This window comes from Pseudomonas sp. S3_G06, assembly GCF_054667565.1.
This window is the reverse complement of record NZ_CP162738.1, coordinates 5165018-5178529: the sequence shown is the minus strand read 5'-3', so window position 1 is coordinate 5178529 and position 13512 is coordinate 5165018. Positions and strand designations below refer to the sequence as shown.

Below are 13512 nucleotides of genomic sequence, written 5' to 3'. Positions count from 1 at the left end.
ACGCCCTAAGGTCTCGAAAGTCTTGTTCTCATCAGCAGGGGAGCGAACCAGCTGACCGACTGCGTCAGCACGAACACGCCGAATACTGCGATCGGCGCCAGTGGCTTCACACCTGCGAACACCAGTGCAAACAGCACTGCCGTCAAAATAAGTTTGCCTGCCTCGCCGGCATAAAAAGACCGGACGATGGACTGGGCTGCTCGGGCGCCGGAAAACCGAAATGCCCTGTGAGCGAAATAAACATTGGGCAGCAAGGCTATCAGGCCTCCGCAAAGTCCCGAGTATCCGGCAACGACTCCATGCCATTGCCAGAGCGCCAAAGCGGCAATGAGCAGAATGACAAATTGAGCCATCAACACCGGAAAAACCGCCAGGCGATGGAAAGGCAAGCGGTTTGGCGTGCGGGTTTCCATCACAGTTGCTCTCCAATGGTCGGCTGCCGAAATTCAATAACTTGGCATAATTTGTGCCGACAAAATGCGCGCAGAGTATAGGGGCGGTTCTGCCCCTATTCAACTGTCAGGTAGTGATTTCCGACTGCGCGCTACATGAGGAAATGTTTCAGCGGATGTGTGCGAGCACACCTTGAAGCTCGTCGAGCGAGTTATAACCAATCACCAATTGGCCCTTGCCCTTCTTGCCATGGCGAATCTGCACCGCAGAGCCTAGGCGCTCGGCCAGACGCTGCTCGAGGCGAGCGATGTCCGGGTCGGTTTTTGCCGCTTCCACAGGCTCCGGTTTGCCACTCAACCACTGGCGAACCAGTGCCTCGGTTTGGCGCACGGTCAGCCCTCGTGCGACAACATGTCGCGCCCCTTCGACCTGCTGATTGTCCGGCAGACCGAGCAAAGCACGCGCGTGACCCATTTCCAGGTCACCGTGCGACAGCATGGTCTTGATCACTTCGGGCAGTGCAATAAGTCGCAACAGGTTAGCCACAGTCACCCGCGACTTACCCACAGCCTCGGCAACCTGCTGCTGAGTCAGCTGGAATTCCTGCTGCAAGCGCTGCAAGGCGACGGCTTCTTCGATCGGATTGAGGTCTTCACGCTGGATGTTCTCGATCAGCGCAATCGCAATGGCGGTTTCATCCGGCACATCGCGAACCATCGCCGGGATGGTTTCCTGCCCGGCCTGCTGACTGGCGCGCCAGCGGCGTTCACCGGCAATGATCTCAAAGCGACCGCCGCCAATCGGGCGCACCACGATCGGCTGCATCACGCCTTGGGCCTTGATCGACTGTGCCAGCTCTTCCAGGGCCTGCGGGTCCATGTCGCGGCGCGGCTGATATTTGCCGCGCTGCAGCAGGTCCAGCGGCAGGTGTTGCAGTTCGCGGGTGTCGGCCTGCGCGGCTTGTTCTTCCAGCGCGCTGACCGTCGGACCACTCAGCAGTGCATCCAGTCCACGTCCGAGACCTCGTTTCTTGACGGCCATGGGGATTCCTTAAGTTGGCTGAGCAGCAGCAATGCGTGAATTTTTGCGCTGACGACGAACCATCTCGCCCGCCAGAGCCAGATAGGCCAGGGCGCCACGCGATTGCTTGTCGTAAGCCAGCGCCGGCATGCCGTAGCTTGGTGCTTCGGCCAGGCGAATGTTGCGCGGGATCACCGTGTCGTACAACTGATCGCCGAAGTGTTCCTTGAGCTGCGCCGAAACATCGTTCATCAGGCTCAGGCGCGGGTCGTACATGGTCCGCAGCAGGCCTTCGACTTTCAGGTTCGGATTGAGCAGCTCGGCGATGCGCTTGATGTTATCCACAAGGTCGCTCAAACCTTCCAGAGCGAAATATTCGCATTGCATGGGGATAATCACCCCGTCAGCGGCGACCAGTGCGTTGAGCGTGAGCATCGACAGCGACGGTGGGCAGTCGATCAGAATGTAGTCGTAGTTGTCACGGATCGGCGCCAGCGCACTGCGCAGACGGCTTTCCTTCATCTGCATTTCCAGCAGCACCACCTCGGCCGCGGTCAGATCGCGGTTGGCCGGCAGCAGTTGATAACCGCCGTGCTCGGAGAAGTGCATGGCCTGGCCCAGATCGCATTCACCGATCAGCAGATCGTAGACCGAGTTTTCCAGACCATGTTTATCCACACCGCTACCCATGGTGGCGTTGCCCTGTGGATCGAGATCGATCAACAGCACCCGGCGCTTGGTCGCGACCAGGGATGCTGCTAGGTTTATGCAGGTGGTGGTTTTGCCCACACCACCCTTCTGGTTCGCTATCGCGAATACCTTAGCCATTCTTGCTTGTGTTCCCAATCATGCCGTGCGGCGCAGTATCAGCAGATGGCGTTGGCCTTGGCAACCGGGGACGGCCAGGGCGTGTTCGCTATCGAGTTTGAAATCTGCCGGCAATGCTACCAGCTCATCGGCCGGATGAACGCCCTTCATTGCCAGCCAGCGTGTATCGGCATCGCCCAAGTGGCGAGTCCAGTTGGTGAAGTTTTCCATGCTGCTGAATGCCCGGGAAATGATCCCGTTGAATGGCTGCGCAGGCTGGAAGGCTTCGACGCGACTGTGGATAACTTGCAGGTTATCCAGCTTCAGCTCCAGTTTGACCTGAGTCAGGAAGCGGGTTTTCTTGCCGTTGCTGTCCAGACAGGTCACCTGCGAGTCCGGATACAGGATCGCCAGCGGGATACCAGGCATGCCACCGCCACTGCCGACATCGAGCCAGCGACCGTTTTCGATAAACGACATCACGCTGAGACTATCGAGCAAGTGCCGCGAAACCATTTCGTCTGGATCTCGCACGGCGGTCAGGTTGTAGGCCTGGTTCCATTTGATCAACAGGGCCAGATAACCCAGCAGCAATTCGTGCTGGGTTTCTGTGAGATTGACACCGAGCTCGCGGGCTCCTGTGGATAACTCTTCGGCATGTTGCGAAGTGACCTTGGCACTCAAGCGCTTTGCTCCAACTGACGGCCCGCGCCGCGTTTTTTCAAATGAATCATCAACAGCGAAATCGCTGCCGGGGTCACGCCCGGGATCCGCGAAGCCTGGCCCAGAGTCTCGGGACGTATGGCGCCGAGCTTGCTCTGGATCTCCTTGGACAGACCCGAGATGTTGGTGTAATCGATATCCACAGGCAATTTCGTGTCTTCGCTGGCGCGCAGACGGGCGATTTCGTCCTGTTGGCGGTCGATGTAACCGGCGTACTTGGTCTTGATCTCGACCTGCTCGGCGACCTGTGGATCTTCCGCGCCCTGCCCGGTCACTTCGACCAGACCGGCGTAATCGATTTCCGGACGGCTCAACAGGTTGAGCAGGTTGTACTCGTGAGTCAGCGGCGTGCCAAATTTCTCGGCAATCGCATCGCCCTGCGGGGTGTTCGGCCGCACCCAGGTGCTTTTCAGGCGCTGTTCTTCAAGCTCGATGCTTTCGCGTTTCTTGCAGAAGGCCGCCCAGCGCGCGTCATCGACCAGACCGAGCTCGCGACCTTTTTCGGTAAGACGCAGGTCGGCGTTGTCTTCGCGCAGAATCAGGCGGTACTCGGCTCGGGACGTGAACATGCGGTACGGCTCTTGGGTGCCGAGGGTGATCAGGTCGTCGACCAGAACGCCGATGTACGCTTCATCGCGGCGCGGACACCAGGCTTCTTTGCCCTTCGCGCGCAGTGCAGCGTTGGCCCCGGCGAGCAGCCCTTGAGCGCCAGCTTCTTCGTAACCGGTGGTGCCGTTGATCTGCCCGGCGAAAAACAGACCGCCGATGACTTTGGTTTCCAGGCTGTACTTCAGGTCGCGCGGATCGAAGTAGTCGTACTCGATCGCATAACCCGGACGCACGATGTGTGCGTTTTCCATGCCGCGGATCGATTGCACGATCTGCAATTGCACGTCGAACGGCAGGCTTGTGGATATCCCGTTCGGATACAGCTCATGGGTGGTCAAACCTTCCGGTTCGATGAACACCTGATGGCTTTCCTTGTCGGCAAAGCGATGAATCTTGTCTTCGATCGACGGGCAATAACGCGGGCCGACGCCTTCGATCTCCCCGGCAGCGGAATACATCGGCGAACGATCGAGGTTCGCCGCGATGATTTCGTGGGTACGCGCATTGGTATGGGTAATCCAGCAACTGACCTGGCGCGGATGCTGTTCCTTGTTGCCCATGAACGACATCACCGGGATCGGAGTGTCACCCGGCTGCTCGGTCATCACCGAGAAATCCACCGACTTGCCATCAATACGCGGCGGTGTACCGGTTTTCAGGCGCCCGACACGCAATGGCAACTCACGCAGACGGTCGGCCAGAGCAATAGACGGTGGATCACCGGCGCGACCGCCGGAGAAATTCTGCAAACCGATGTGGATAAGTCCGCCGAGGAAGGTGCCGGTGGTCAACACCACGGAATCGGCGAAGAAGCGCAGACCCATTTGCGTGACGACACCCCGGACTTGTTCATGCTCGACGATCAGGTCGTCAGCAGCTTGTTGAAATATCCACAGGTTCGGCTGGTTTTCCAGGATTTCGCGGACAGCGGCTTTGTAAAGAATCCGGTCGGCTTGCGCACGGGTCGCCCGTACGGCCGGACCCTTGCGGCTGTTCAACACGCGAAACTGGATGCCGCCCTTATCGGTAGCCATGGCCATCGCGCCGCCGAGGGCGTCGATTTCCTTGACCAGGTGGCTTTTGCCGATGCCACCGATGGCCGGGTTACAGCTCATGGCACCGAGGGTTTCCACGTTATGCGTAAGCAACAGGGTTTTTGCCCCCATGCGTGCTGACGCCAGTGCTGCCTCGGTACCGGCATGACCGCCGCCGATGACGATCACTTCAAAACGGGAAGGGAAATCCACCACGCACCTCGTGCCTGCTTAAGTAGGTCATTCAGGAAATAGTTGAGCTCAGGTTTCTGGACCTGGTCGGCAAGTATAGGGACTTCGCCCTTTCTAAAGAACCCTTTGCACAAAATTTAACCAGCTGTGGAGAACTCGAGGTTAAAAGAATAAAAAAGAGAGAAATTTATAAAACCTTTGTTTTTATGTTTATTCTTACTGAACCACCTTTCTGTGGATAGATCGCTACAGGCCTTATTTTTCAAAGTGTACAGAGATTCAAAACTCTGTGCTCATGTGGCAATGAGGCCATTGGATAACCGGTTTAAGCCTGTGGATGAATGGGGTTGTTATCCACAGGTCAGGCTATATCCAGTTTTAAACCCCATTTATCAACTGCCCTCAGTGGCAGTTATTCACAGGGCTTAATCCACAGAAAATCGCCAACAAGGCTTTTTCCGGACGCATAAAAGCGCCAGCGAAGGATTGGTGACGCTTGGCAAGCCAAGGGCAGGAAAATGAAAAGGCTATTGTGAGAGGACGTAACAGAGGCTAATAATAGCCATTATCATTAACTCGTCAGTTTTCCCCCATGTCCCTACCCGCCCACACCGCTGCGATCGAGCGAATCTACGAGCAACATCATTCGTGGCTGTATGGTTGGCTCAAGGGCAGACTGCACAACGGCTGCGATGCAGCCGATGTGGCGCATGACACGTTTTTGCGAGTTCTGGCCGCGCGCAATGCAGCTCATATTCGCGAGCCGAGGGATTACCTGACGACCATTGCACGCGGGCTGGTCATTGATCGTTATAGACGCAGGGCCATTGAAAGCGCTTATCTGCAGGCCCTCGCAGCTCGGCCGGAGCCGACGATGGTCAGCGAAGAAGACAGAGCGCTGATCATTGAAACCCTGGTTGCTGTGGATAAAGCATTGACCGGCCTGGGCACGCGCACACGGCAGATCTTCATGCTTTCGCAAGTCGACGGACTGACTTATCAACAGATCGCCATGCAATTGAGGGTCTCGCTGACCACAGTAAAAAAACACATGATCCGCGCCCTGACTGAATGCGCCCTCATCATGGCGCAACCATGATGGCCGCCGCTGCAGATCGTCAGGTATTCGAAACTGCCGCCAGCTGGTATGTGCAGTTTCAAACCCAGCCACCGAGCCTTGCCGAACAAAAGGCCTGGCAGCTGTGGATAGACAGCGATCCAGCGCATCTGGCGGCGTGGAACCAGATGGAACAATTGCAGCGCCACCTCGGTACGCTGCCGCAGGATCTGAAACGACGTGCGCTCAATAGCGGCCAACAAAGACGCCAGGTACTCAAACTGCTGTTGCTTGCAGCGGGAACAGGTTTCGTTGGCTGGAACGTTCAACGACACACATCCCTGGGCAACGTCTGGGCCGACTATAAAACCGGTGTGGGTCAGCGTCGCACCATCAGCCTGGCCGATGGCAGCCAGATCCAGCTCAACACCGACTCGGCCATCGATGTTTCTTTCGACGCAGCGCAACGCCTGATTCAACTGCGTGCCGGTGAAATGCTCATCCAAACCGGCAAGCTTGGCGATCAGCGGCCGTTTTATGTGCAAACCCGCGACGGGCGGATTCAAGCTTTGGGCACCCGGTTCTCGGTGCATCAGATGCCGGACTCAACCCGGGTCGGCGTGCTGGAGGATCGAGTCAGCGTTCAACCCGCGCAGTCATCCACTGCTGCGCTCATTCTGAAAGCAGGCGAAGGCGCGGATTTCGATAGTCGACATATCGGCCTCAGTCATCCCTTCCAACCATCAGACGTCGGCTGGATCAACGGCCAGTTAATCGTTATCGACGCGCGCCTGGGCGACGTAATCGCGGAGTTGGGACGCTATCGCAGTGGTGTATTGCATTGTGATCGCCGCGCCCGGGATCTGCGGGTCTCCGGGACTTTCCGGCTCGATTCGACCGACGCAGTGCTGGCCAACCTTCAGGCCTCGTTGCCAATCAACGTGCGTTATTTCAGCCGTTACTGGGTCTCGATCAGCCATAGCGCTTGATCAAAAAATGCCTGGGGAAAAATAATTTCAAGCAGGGTTATCTTTTTTCGCCCTGACCCGGCCCTACAGGTAATCGCGATAAACGCGGCTCTTCGCCACCTTCAGGGCTAATCCACACATGCGTCTTCCCACGTTCCGTCAGCGCTTTTCTCCACATTGCATTGCATGCAGCTTATTGATGGCCAGCGCTGCGTCTTGTCTGGTGATCAGCAACAGCGCCTTCGCGGCGTCGGCATCCCAGCGCTACGCCATTGCCGCCGGCCCGCTGGATAGTGCCTTGAGCGAGTTCGCCGCTGCCGCCAATGTGATTCTGTCGTTCTCGCCGCAACAGACCAGCCGCCTGCGCAGTGCCGGGTTGAACGGTGACTACAGCGTCGAACAAGGATTCGCTCAACTGCTGCAAGGCTCGGGTTTACAGGCAGTGCCACAAGCACCCGGCAGTTACATTCTGCAGAACGTGCCCAACGGTGACTCCCTGGAACTGGCGCCGACCAACATCAATGCGCAGTTGGGCAATCCAATGAATCTCGATTACGCCGCCGACGTCGGCTACAAGGCGCAAAACAGCCGGATCGGTACGAAAACCAGTACGCCGCTGTCGGAAACACCGCGTTCGGTGTCAGTGGTGACCGGTCAGCGGATCAAGGATCAGAAATCCCAGACACTCACCGACGTACTCGGCTACGTGCCGGGGATCTTCGCCCCACCTTTTGCCGCCGGCGACAGCTTGGCTGGCGACCTGTTCTATATCCGTGGTTTCAACGCCACCGATTACGGCTACGGTTTGTTGCGCGATGGACTGCGCGTGCAGGGCAATCGCTATGACACCAGCACCGAGCCGTACGGACTTGAGCGGGTCGAGGTGTTCCGTGGCCCGTCTTCGCTGCTGTATGGCGAAAATGCGCCAGGCGGTCTGGTCAACCTGGTCAGCAAACGCCCGACCGCCGCGCCTCAGGGCGAAGTGCAACTGGGCTATGGCTCGAACAATCGCCGGCAAATCGGCGTAGATGTCTCCGGCCCGCTCAATGACAGCGGCAACGTTCTCGGACGCGTGGTGATGCTGGGGCGCAAATCCGATACCCAGACAGATCACGTGCCTGACGACCGTATTTATATCGCCCCTTCGCTGACCCTGAATTTCGACGATTTCAATACGCTGACGCTGCTGGCCAACTATCAGAAAGACCACACCAACATGGAGCTTGGCCTGCCGGCCGCCGGCACATTGCTGAGCAATCCCAACGGCCAGTTATCCAAAGACACCATGCTAGGTGACCCGGACTGGAATACCTTCGAACGGGAAACCTGGAGCACCGGTTACGAGTTCAGCCACTCGTTCAACGATGACTGGCAGTTCCGCCAGAACTCGCGCTACATGCAGTCGCGTATCACCCGCCACGAAACCTGGCCGGGCAATCTGAACAACGCCGGTTTCGGCACGCGGTTGAACGTGACCGCCTATGATCGCTTCAACAAATCCATGGTGTATTCGCTGGATAATCAGCTGGAAGGCAAATTCCACGCGGGCGAGCTGGAAAACACCGTGCTGTTCGGCGCCAGCTACGATCGCACCTCGTTCAATCAGGACTGGAATGCCGGCGTTGTCGGGCCGATCAATGTGTATAACCCGGTCTACCTGCGTGATCCGACCACCCCGATCGCTGTGCAGAACACTTTGCTTGAGCAGCAGATGAAAGGTGTTTATGCACAGATCCAGAGCAAGTACGACAACTGGCTGTTTCTGCTCGGCGGTCGCCAGGACTGGGTCGACAGTGACTTCCGCGACAAGGTGGCCCGAGGCAGCAACATCAGCTCCGAGGACAAGAAGTTCACCTATCAGGGCGGCGTGATGTATCAGTTCGACAACGGCATGACGCCATATGTCAGCTATTCCACGGCGTTCGTGCCGGTGCAGCAAATTTCCAACGCCGGTGCGCCGCTGGATCCGATCACCAGCAGCCAGTACGAAGTGGGCTTGAAGTACGAACCGATCGGCTGGGACACCGCTTTCACCGCTTCGGTGTATGACCTGCGCAAGAAGGACGACACCTATTTCGATGCAACGACTTCGACCTATCGCCAGGTGGGCGAAAGTCGCGCCAAGGGTGTGGAACTGGAACTCAACAGCAATCTGACGCAGAACCTCAATGTCACGGCGGCTTATACCTACACCGACGCCAAAATCACCAAGGATGCAGCGACATCGCTGGTCAAAGGCCATCAAATGACCGGTGTGCCGCGTAATCAGGCCTCGGTCTGGGCGAAATATCGCTTCCTCGACAGTGATTTGAAAGGCTTGTATGTCGCCGGTGGCGTGCGCTATTTCGACAGTGCGTTTGCCTACACTTCGCCTTCTCTATACGGAAAGCTGGATGCCGGAGACGTTACATTGGTCGACGCGGCTGTTGGATATCAGATCGACACACACTGGAGTGTCGATCTGAACGCGAAGAATCTGTTCGACAAGGAATATGTGTCGGGATGCAACGATGCCGGCCGTTGCTATTGGGGCGAAGACCGCACGCTGCTCGGTACGGTGTCCTATAACTGGTGAACAAAAAGGGGCTGTGGGTGAATTATCCACAGCCCCTTCTTTTATTTGCCGATGCAGAAGCTGGAGAAAATCCTTCCGAGCAAATCATCAGAGCTGAACGCCCCGGTAATTTCACCCAGGGAATGCTGAGCCTGGCGCAGATCTTCGGCGAGCAATTCGCCTGCCCCGGCCAGGGTCAGTTGCGCGCGGCCATGTTCCAGTGCCGCGCTGGCGTGACGCAGTGCTTCCAGATGCCGGCGACGTGCGCTGAAGCTGCTTTCCGAAGTCTGCTCGTAACCCATGCACGCCTTGAGGTGGTCCCGCAGCAGATCGAGGCCTTCGGCGGATTTGGCGCTGAGACTGATGGTCACGTGGCCGTCGTCACTGGTTTCCAGAGAAACCGCTTCACCGGTCAGATCGGACTTGTTACGAATCAGCGTCACTTTCGCCGGATCCGGTCGAGACTCGAGGAATTCTGGCCATAAGGCAAAAGGATCCAGTGCTTCTGGTGCGGTCGCATCGACCACCAGTAAAACCCGATCCGCTTCACCAATGGCTTTCAAGGCCCGTTCAACACCGATCTTTTCCACATGATCATCGGTGTCACGCAGGCCTGCGGTATCGACAACGTGTAACGGCATGCCGTCGATGTGGATATGCTCGCGCAGGATATCCCGCGTGGTGCCGGCAATCTCGGTAACGATGGCAGCCTCGCGACCGGCCAAGGCATTCAACAGGCTGGATTTGCCCGCGTTGGGACGGCCGGCAATCACCACCGTCATGCCATCACGCAATAACGCGCCCTGCCCTGCTTCGCGCAGCACTGTGGATAACTCATCGCGTACTTTGTCGAGCATGCTCAGCACATGGCCGTCGGCGAGAAAGTCGATTTCCTCTTCCGGGAAGTCGATGGCGGCTTCAACGTAGATACGCAAACCGATCAGTTGCTCGGTCAGGTTATGCACACGCTGAGAAAACGCACCCTGCAATGAACGCAGCGCATTGCGTGCAGCCTGGGCAGAACTGGCTTCGATCAAATCGGCGATTGCCTCGGCCTGGGCCAGATCGAGTTTGTCATTGAGGAAAGCGCGCTCGCTGAATTCCCCGGGACGGGCCAGACGACAACCCAATTCCAGGCAACGCTTGAGCAACATGTCCAGCACGATCGGGCCACCGTGGCCCTGCAATTCCAGGACGTCTTCGCCGGTAAACGAGTTCGGCCCCGGGAAATACAAAGCCAGACCTTCATCCAGCACTTGCTGATCGTCACTGAAAAACGGCCCGTAATGGGCGTAACGCGGTTTCAGTTCTCGGCCGCTGATGGCTTTTGCCGCGACGCTGGCCAACGGCCCGGAAATACGGACGATGCCCACACCGCTGCGCCCTTGAGCAGTGGCGACAGCAGCGATGGTTTCACGGGGTGTGCTCATAAAGCGGCATCCAGACAAAAGTGGCAGATAGCAAAACGCCCCACTAGGGGGCGTTTTGAGTGGTGTTATCCACAGTGCAAGTTACGCCTCGGCTTTTTTCGTCGCCGCTTCGATCTTACGCGTGATGTACCACTGTTGTGCAATCGACAGGCAGTTGTTCACAACCCAGTACAGCACCAGACCAGCAGGGAACCACAGGAAGAAGAAGGTGAAGATGATTGGCATCATTTTCATCACTTTCGCCTGCATCGGATCCGGAGGAGTCGGGTTCAACTGCTGCTGGATGAACATGGTTGCGCCCATGATGATCGGCAGAATGAAGAACGGATCCTTGATCGACAGGTCAGTGATCCACAGCATGAACGGCGCCTGGCGCATTTCCACGCTTTCAAGCAGAACCCAGTACAGCGACAGGAAGACCGGCATCTGCACGAGGATCGGCAAGCAGCCGCCCAGTGGATTGATCTTCTCTTTCTTGTACAGCTCCATCATGGCTTGCGACATTTTCTGCCGGTCATCGCCATGTTGCTCTTTCAGCGCAGCCAGTTTCGGAGCCACGGCACGCATGCGCGCCATCGATTTGTAGCTGGCAGCCGACAGCGGGAAGAAAATCCCTTTGATCAGCATGGTCAGGAAGATGATCGACCAGCCCCAGTTACCGACAATGGCGTGGATGTGTTGCAGCAGCCAGAAGATCGGCTGGGCAATGAACCACAGAATGCCGTAGTCGACGGTCAGTTCCAGACCTGGGGACAACTCTTTCAGCACAGCCTGGCTTTTCGGACCTGCGTACAGCACAGCGCTGGTTTCAACTTTTGCACCTGGAGCAGCGGTCAGAGTAGGACCGGTGTAACCGATGATGTAGTTGCCTTTGCTGTCTTTACGGGTCTGGACGATGTTGTTTTCGCCCTTGGCCGGAATCCACGCGGTCACGAAGTAGTGCTGCAGCCAGGCTACCCAACCACCGGTGACGGTTTCCTTGAGCTGTGCCTTGTCCATGTCCTTCATCGACACTTTCTTGTACGGCTCGGAACTTGTCCACAGGGCAGCGCCCAGGTAAGTCGCGGTGCCAGTAGCAGTGGTCGACGAAGGATCAGCGCTGGCATCGCGCTTCAACTGGGCAAACATTGCGCCGTTCCAGGGCTGAGCGCTCTGGTTATCCACAATGTAGGAGACAGCGACGTCATACAAGCCACGTTTCAGGGTGAAACGCTTGATGTAGTTGACGCCGTCCTTGCTGAATTTCAGGTCAACAACGAGTTGATCCTGACCGTCAGCCAGTTGGTAAACCTTCTTCTCCGAGGAATAAACCGGACGACCGGCCGGGTTTGCATCCGGGCCGTTGGTACCGATCAGACCGCTTTGCGCCAGATATACACGTTCGCCGCCGTTATCGAACAGCTGGAACGGAACGTCAGGACGATCCTGACGACGTGGATACAAAGGCAGAGTCAGTTGCGCAACGTCGCCACCCTGTGGATCGATCGCCAGATCGAGCACATCGGTCTTGACCTGAATCAGATCCTTGCTGGCGGCGACCGGCGTTTCGGCAGGTGCGCTGGTATCGCTGGCGGCGCGCGGAATATCGTCACTGGCAGCATTTGTGCCAGTGGCGGTGTCCGGCAAACCGGATGTAGTCGTACTGGAAGCAACATTCTGAGTCGGCAGGGCAGCCTGGCCATAATCCTGGTTCCATTTAAGAACCATGACGTAGGACACGATTGCCAGGGCGACGATCAGGATCGTGCGTTTGATATCCATGATTACTCGGCCATCGAAGAAGAACGGGAGGTAGGGACAGGTGGAACCGGGTCATAACCACCGGGATTCCACGGATGACAGCGACCTAAACGACGAAAGGTCAGCCAGCCACCGCGCAGAAGGCCATGATTTTCAATGGCTTCATACGCGTAGCAGGAACAACTGGGGTAGAAGCGACAGTGGCTGGCCATTAAAGGACTAATGGCATAGCGATAAAACTGGATCGGAACGAGGGCCAGTTTACGCATCGGTACTGTCTACCCCTACAGTTTCGGTTTTGACTGCCGGAACGGGCTTGTTGCGTGCCAGACGCTTCCAGAGTTTGCCGAAATGCTGAATCAATTCGGGGTTTTCTACATCACCCAAACCTTTGCGCGCGACGATAACGATGTCCCAGCCGACCAGTGAATCCTGGTGCAGACGGAACGATTCGCGCATCAGACGTTTGAGGCGATTGCGCTCAACGGAGAGCTTTACGCTCTTTTTCCCGATAACCAGCCCGAGACGGGGGTGATCAAGATCGTTGTTGCGTGCAAGGAGCAGGAGATTTTTCCCCGGAACCTTGCCGGTAGGGGAGTCAAAGACTGCCTTGAAATGCCGGGGGGTAAGCAGACGCTTTTCCCGACTGAAGTCCTGACTCACCTCCAGTACCGGATTATCAAACTGCCAGACGCGCACGACCTTTGGCGCGACGACGCGACAGGACTGCGCGGCCGTTCTTGGTAGCCATGCGAGCACGGAAACCGTGGGTACGAGCGCGTTTGATAGTGCTTGGTTGGAAAGTACGTTTCATGTCGTGTTACCTGGTTCGTCCACAACGGGCCGGAATGGCCCCCGTTTTAAGAGACCGGGGATTCTAGAGAAAGCAAGCCTTCAGGTCAATTTCCAACCAGCGTTTCCTTATAAATAGATCCGGGCAGGTTTTTAGCTTGAACGCCTGTCAGCCAGATATAGAAATAAAGAA

13 protein-coding genes are annotated in these 13512 nt (G+C 57.1%); 3 read left to right on the top strand and 10 right to left on the bottom strand.

Going from position 1 to position 13512, the window contains the following annotated elements; genetic code table 11:
• Window positions 1-5 precede the first annotated feature (5 nt).
• The 5 genes from AB4N47_RS23070 to mnmG all read right to left on the bottom strand — a co-directional run bounded on the left by AB4N47_RS23070 (window position 6) and on the right by mnmG (window position 4799).
• On the bottom strand, window positions 6-413 hold the full coding sequence (locus tag AB4N47_RS23070) for a F0F1 ATP synthase subunit I (RefSeq protein WP_016772401.1): 408 nt from the start codon (window positions 411-413) through the stop codon (window positions 6-8).
• A gap of 148 nt (window positions 414-561) precedes the next feature.
• A complete protein-coding gene (locus tag AB4N47_RS23065) occupies window positions 562-1434 on the bottom strand; it encodes a ParB/RepB/Spo0J family partition protein (protein WP_253149178.1) in 873 nt (290 codons plus the stop codon).
• A gap of 9 nt (window positions 1435-1443) precedes the next feature.
• Window positions 1444-2241 (bottom strand): ParA family protein, encoded by a 798-nt coding sequence (locus AB4N47_RS23060; protein ID WP_016772400.1) that lies wholly within the window; start codon window positions 2239-2241, stop codon window positions 1444-1446.
• Between the two features lie 18 nt (window positions 2242-2259).
• On the bottom strand, window positions 2260-2904 hold the full coding sequence (rsmG, locus tag AB4N47_RS23055) for a 16S rRNA (guanine(527)-N(7))-methyltransferase RsmG (protein WP_016772399.1): 645 nt from the start codon (window positions 2902-2904) through the stop codon (window positions 2260-2262).
• The gene (mnmG, locus tag AB4N47_RS23050) at window positions 2901-4799 is read right to left on the bottom strand and encodes a tRNA uridine-5-carboxymethylaminomethyl(34) synthesis enzyme MnmG (RefSeq protein ID WP_341638236.1); all 1899 of its coding nucleotides are present in this window, start codon (window positions 4797-4799) and stop codon (window positions 2901-2903) included. The genes rsmG and mnmG overlap by 4 nt, the downstream gene beginning before the upstream one ends.
• Window positions 4800-5370: 571 nt before the next feature.
• Here mnmG and AB4N47_RS23045 point away from each other — a divergent pair.
• The 3 genes from AB4N47_RS23045 to AB4N47_RS23035 all read left to right on the top strand — a co-directional run bounded on the left by AB4N47_RS23045 (window position 5371) and on the right by AB4N47_RS23035 (window position 9378).
• The gene (locus AB4N47_RS23045; protein WP_341638237.1) at window positions 5371-5877 is read left to right on the top strand and encodes a sigma-70 family RNA polymerase sigma factor; all 507 of its coding nucleotides are present in this window, start codon (window positions 5371-5373) and stop codon (window positions 5875-5877) included.
• On the top strand, window positions 5877-6824 hold the full coding sequence (locus tag AB4N47_RS23040) for a FecR domain-containing protein (RefSeq protein ID WP_341638238.1): 948 nt from the start codon (window positions 5877-5879) through the stop codon (window positions 6822-6824). The genes AB4N47_RS23045 and AB4N47_RS23040 overlap by 1 nt, the downstream gene beginning before the upstream one ends.
• Before the next feature lie 118 nt (window positions 6825-6942).
• The gene (locus tag AB4N47_RS23035; RefSeq protein ID WP_341638239.1) at window positions 6943-9378 is read left to right on the top strand and encodes a TonB-dependent siderophore receptor; all 2436 of its coding nucleotides are present in this window, start codon (window positions 6943-6945) and stop codon (window positions 9376-9378) included.
• 41 nt (window positions 9379-9419) lie between these two features.
• On the opposite strand, the gene mnmE is transcribed toward AB4N47_RS23035, so the two are convergent.
• From mnmE to rpmH, 5 genes are all read right to left on the bottom strand, one after another.
• A complete protein-coding gene (gene mnmE, locus AB4N47_RS23030) occupies window positions 9420-10787 on the bottom strand; it encodes a tRNA uridine-5-carboxymethylaminomethyl(34) synthesis GTPase MnmE (RefSeq protein ID WP_341638240.1) in 1368 nt (455 codons plus the stop codon).
• Window positions 10788-10868: 81 nt separating this feature from the next.
• Window positions 10869-12548, bottom strand: a complete 1680-nt coding sequence (gene yidC / locus AB4N47_RS23025; RefSeq protein ID WP_071173916.1) for a membrane protein insertase YidC — start codon at window positions 12546-12548, stop codon at window positions 10869-10871.
• A gap of 2 nt (window positions 12549-12550) precedes the next feature.
• On the bottom strand, window positions 12551-12796 hold the full coding sequence (gene yidD / locus AB4N47_RS23020) for a membrane protein insertion efficiency factor YidD (protein WP_027901580.1): 246 nt from the start codon (window positions 12794-12796) through the stop codon (window positions 12551-12553).
• Complete coding sequence (rnpA, locus tag AB4N47_RS23015) at window positions 12789-13190, bottom strand: ribonuclease P protein component (protein WP_024014946.1); 402 nt, start codon at window positions 13188-13190, stop codon at window positions 12789-12791. The genes yidD and rnpA overlap by 8 nt, the downstream gene beginning before the upstream one ends.
• A gap of 16 nt (window positions 13191-13206) precedes the next feature.
• Complete coding sequence (gene rpmH / locus AB4N47_RS23010; RefSeq protein WP_003213577.1) at window positions 13207-13341, bottom strand: 50S ribosomal protein L34; 135 nt, start codon at window positions 13339-13341, stop codon at window positions 13207-13209.
• Between the last annotated feature and the right edge of the window lie 171 nt (window positions 13342-13512).

Excerpts from the sequence above, each read along its gene's own strand:
- AB4N47_RS23035 (WP_341638239.1), top strand. The coding sequence starts at position 6,943 with ATGCGTCTTCCCACGTTCCGTCAGCGCTTTTCTCCACATTGCATTGCA.
- AB4N47_RS23060 (WP_016772400.1), bottom strand. The coding sequence starts at position 2,241 with ATGGCTAAGGTATTCGCGATAGCGAACCAGAAGGGTGGTGTGGGCAAA.
- AB4N47_RS23045 (WP_341638237.1), top strand. The coding sequence starts at position 5,371 with ATGTCCCTACCCGCCCACACCGCTGCGATCGAGCGAATCTACGAGCAA.
- yidC (WP_071173916.1), bottom strand. The coding sequence starts at position 12,548 with ATGGATATCAAACGCACGATCCTGATCGTCGCCCTGGCAATCGTGTCC.
- rpmH (WP_003213577.1), bottom strand. The coding sequence starts at position 13,341 with ATGAAACGTACTTTCCAACCAAGCACTATCAAACGCGCTCGTACCCAC.
- AB4N47_RS23070 (WP_016772401.1), bottom strand. The coding sequence starts at position 413 with ATGGAAACCCGCACGCCAAACCGCTTGCCTTTCCATCGCCTGGCGGTT.
- yidD (WP_027901580.1), bottom strand. The coding sequence starts at position 12,796 with ATGCGTAAACTGGCCCTCGTTCCGATCCAGTTTTATCGCTATGCCATT.
- mnmE (WP_341638240.1), bottom strand. The coding sequence starts at position 10,787 with ATGAGCACACCCCGTGAAACCATCGCTGCTGTCGCCACTGCTCAAGGG.
- AB4N47_RS23040 (WP_341638238.1), top strand. The coding sequence starts at position 5,877 with ATGGCCGCCGCTGCAGATCGTCAGGTATTCGAAACTGCCGCCAGCTGG.
- AB4N47_RS23065 (WP_253149178.1), bottom strand. The coding sequence starts at position 1,434 with ATGGCCGTCAAGAAACGAGGTCTCGGACGTGGACTGGATGCACTGCTG.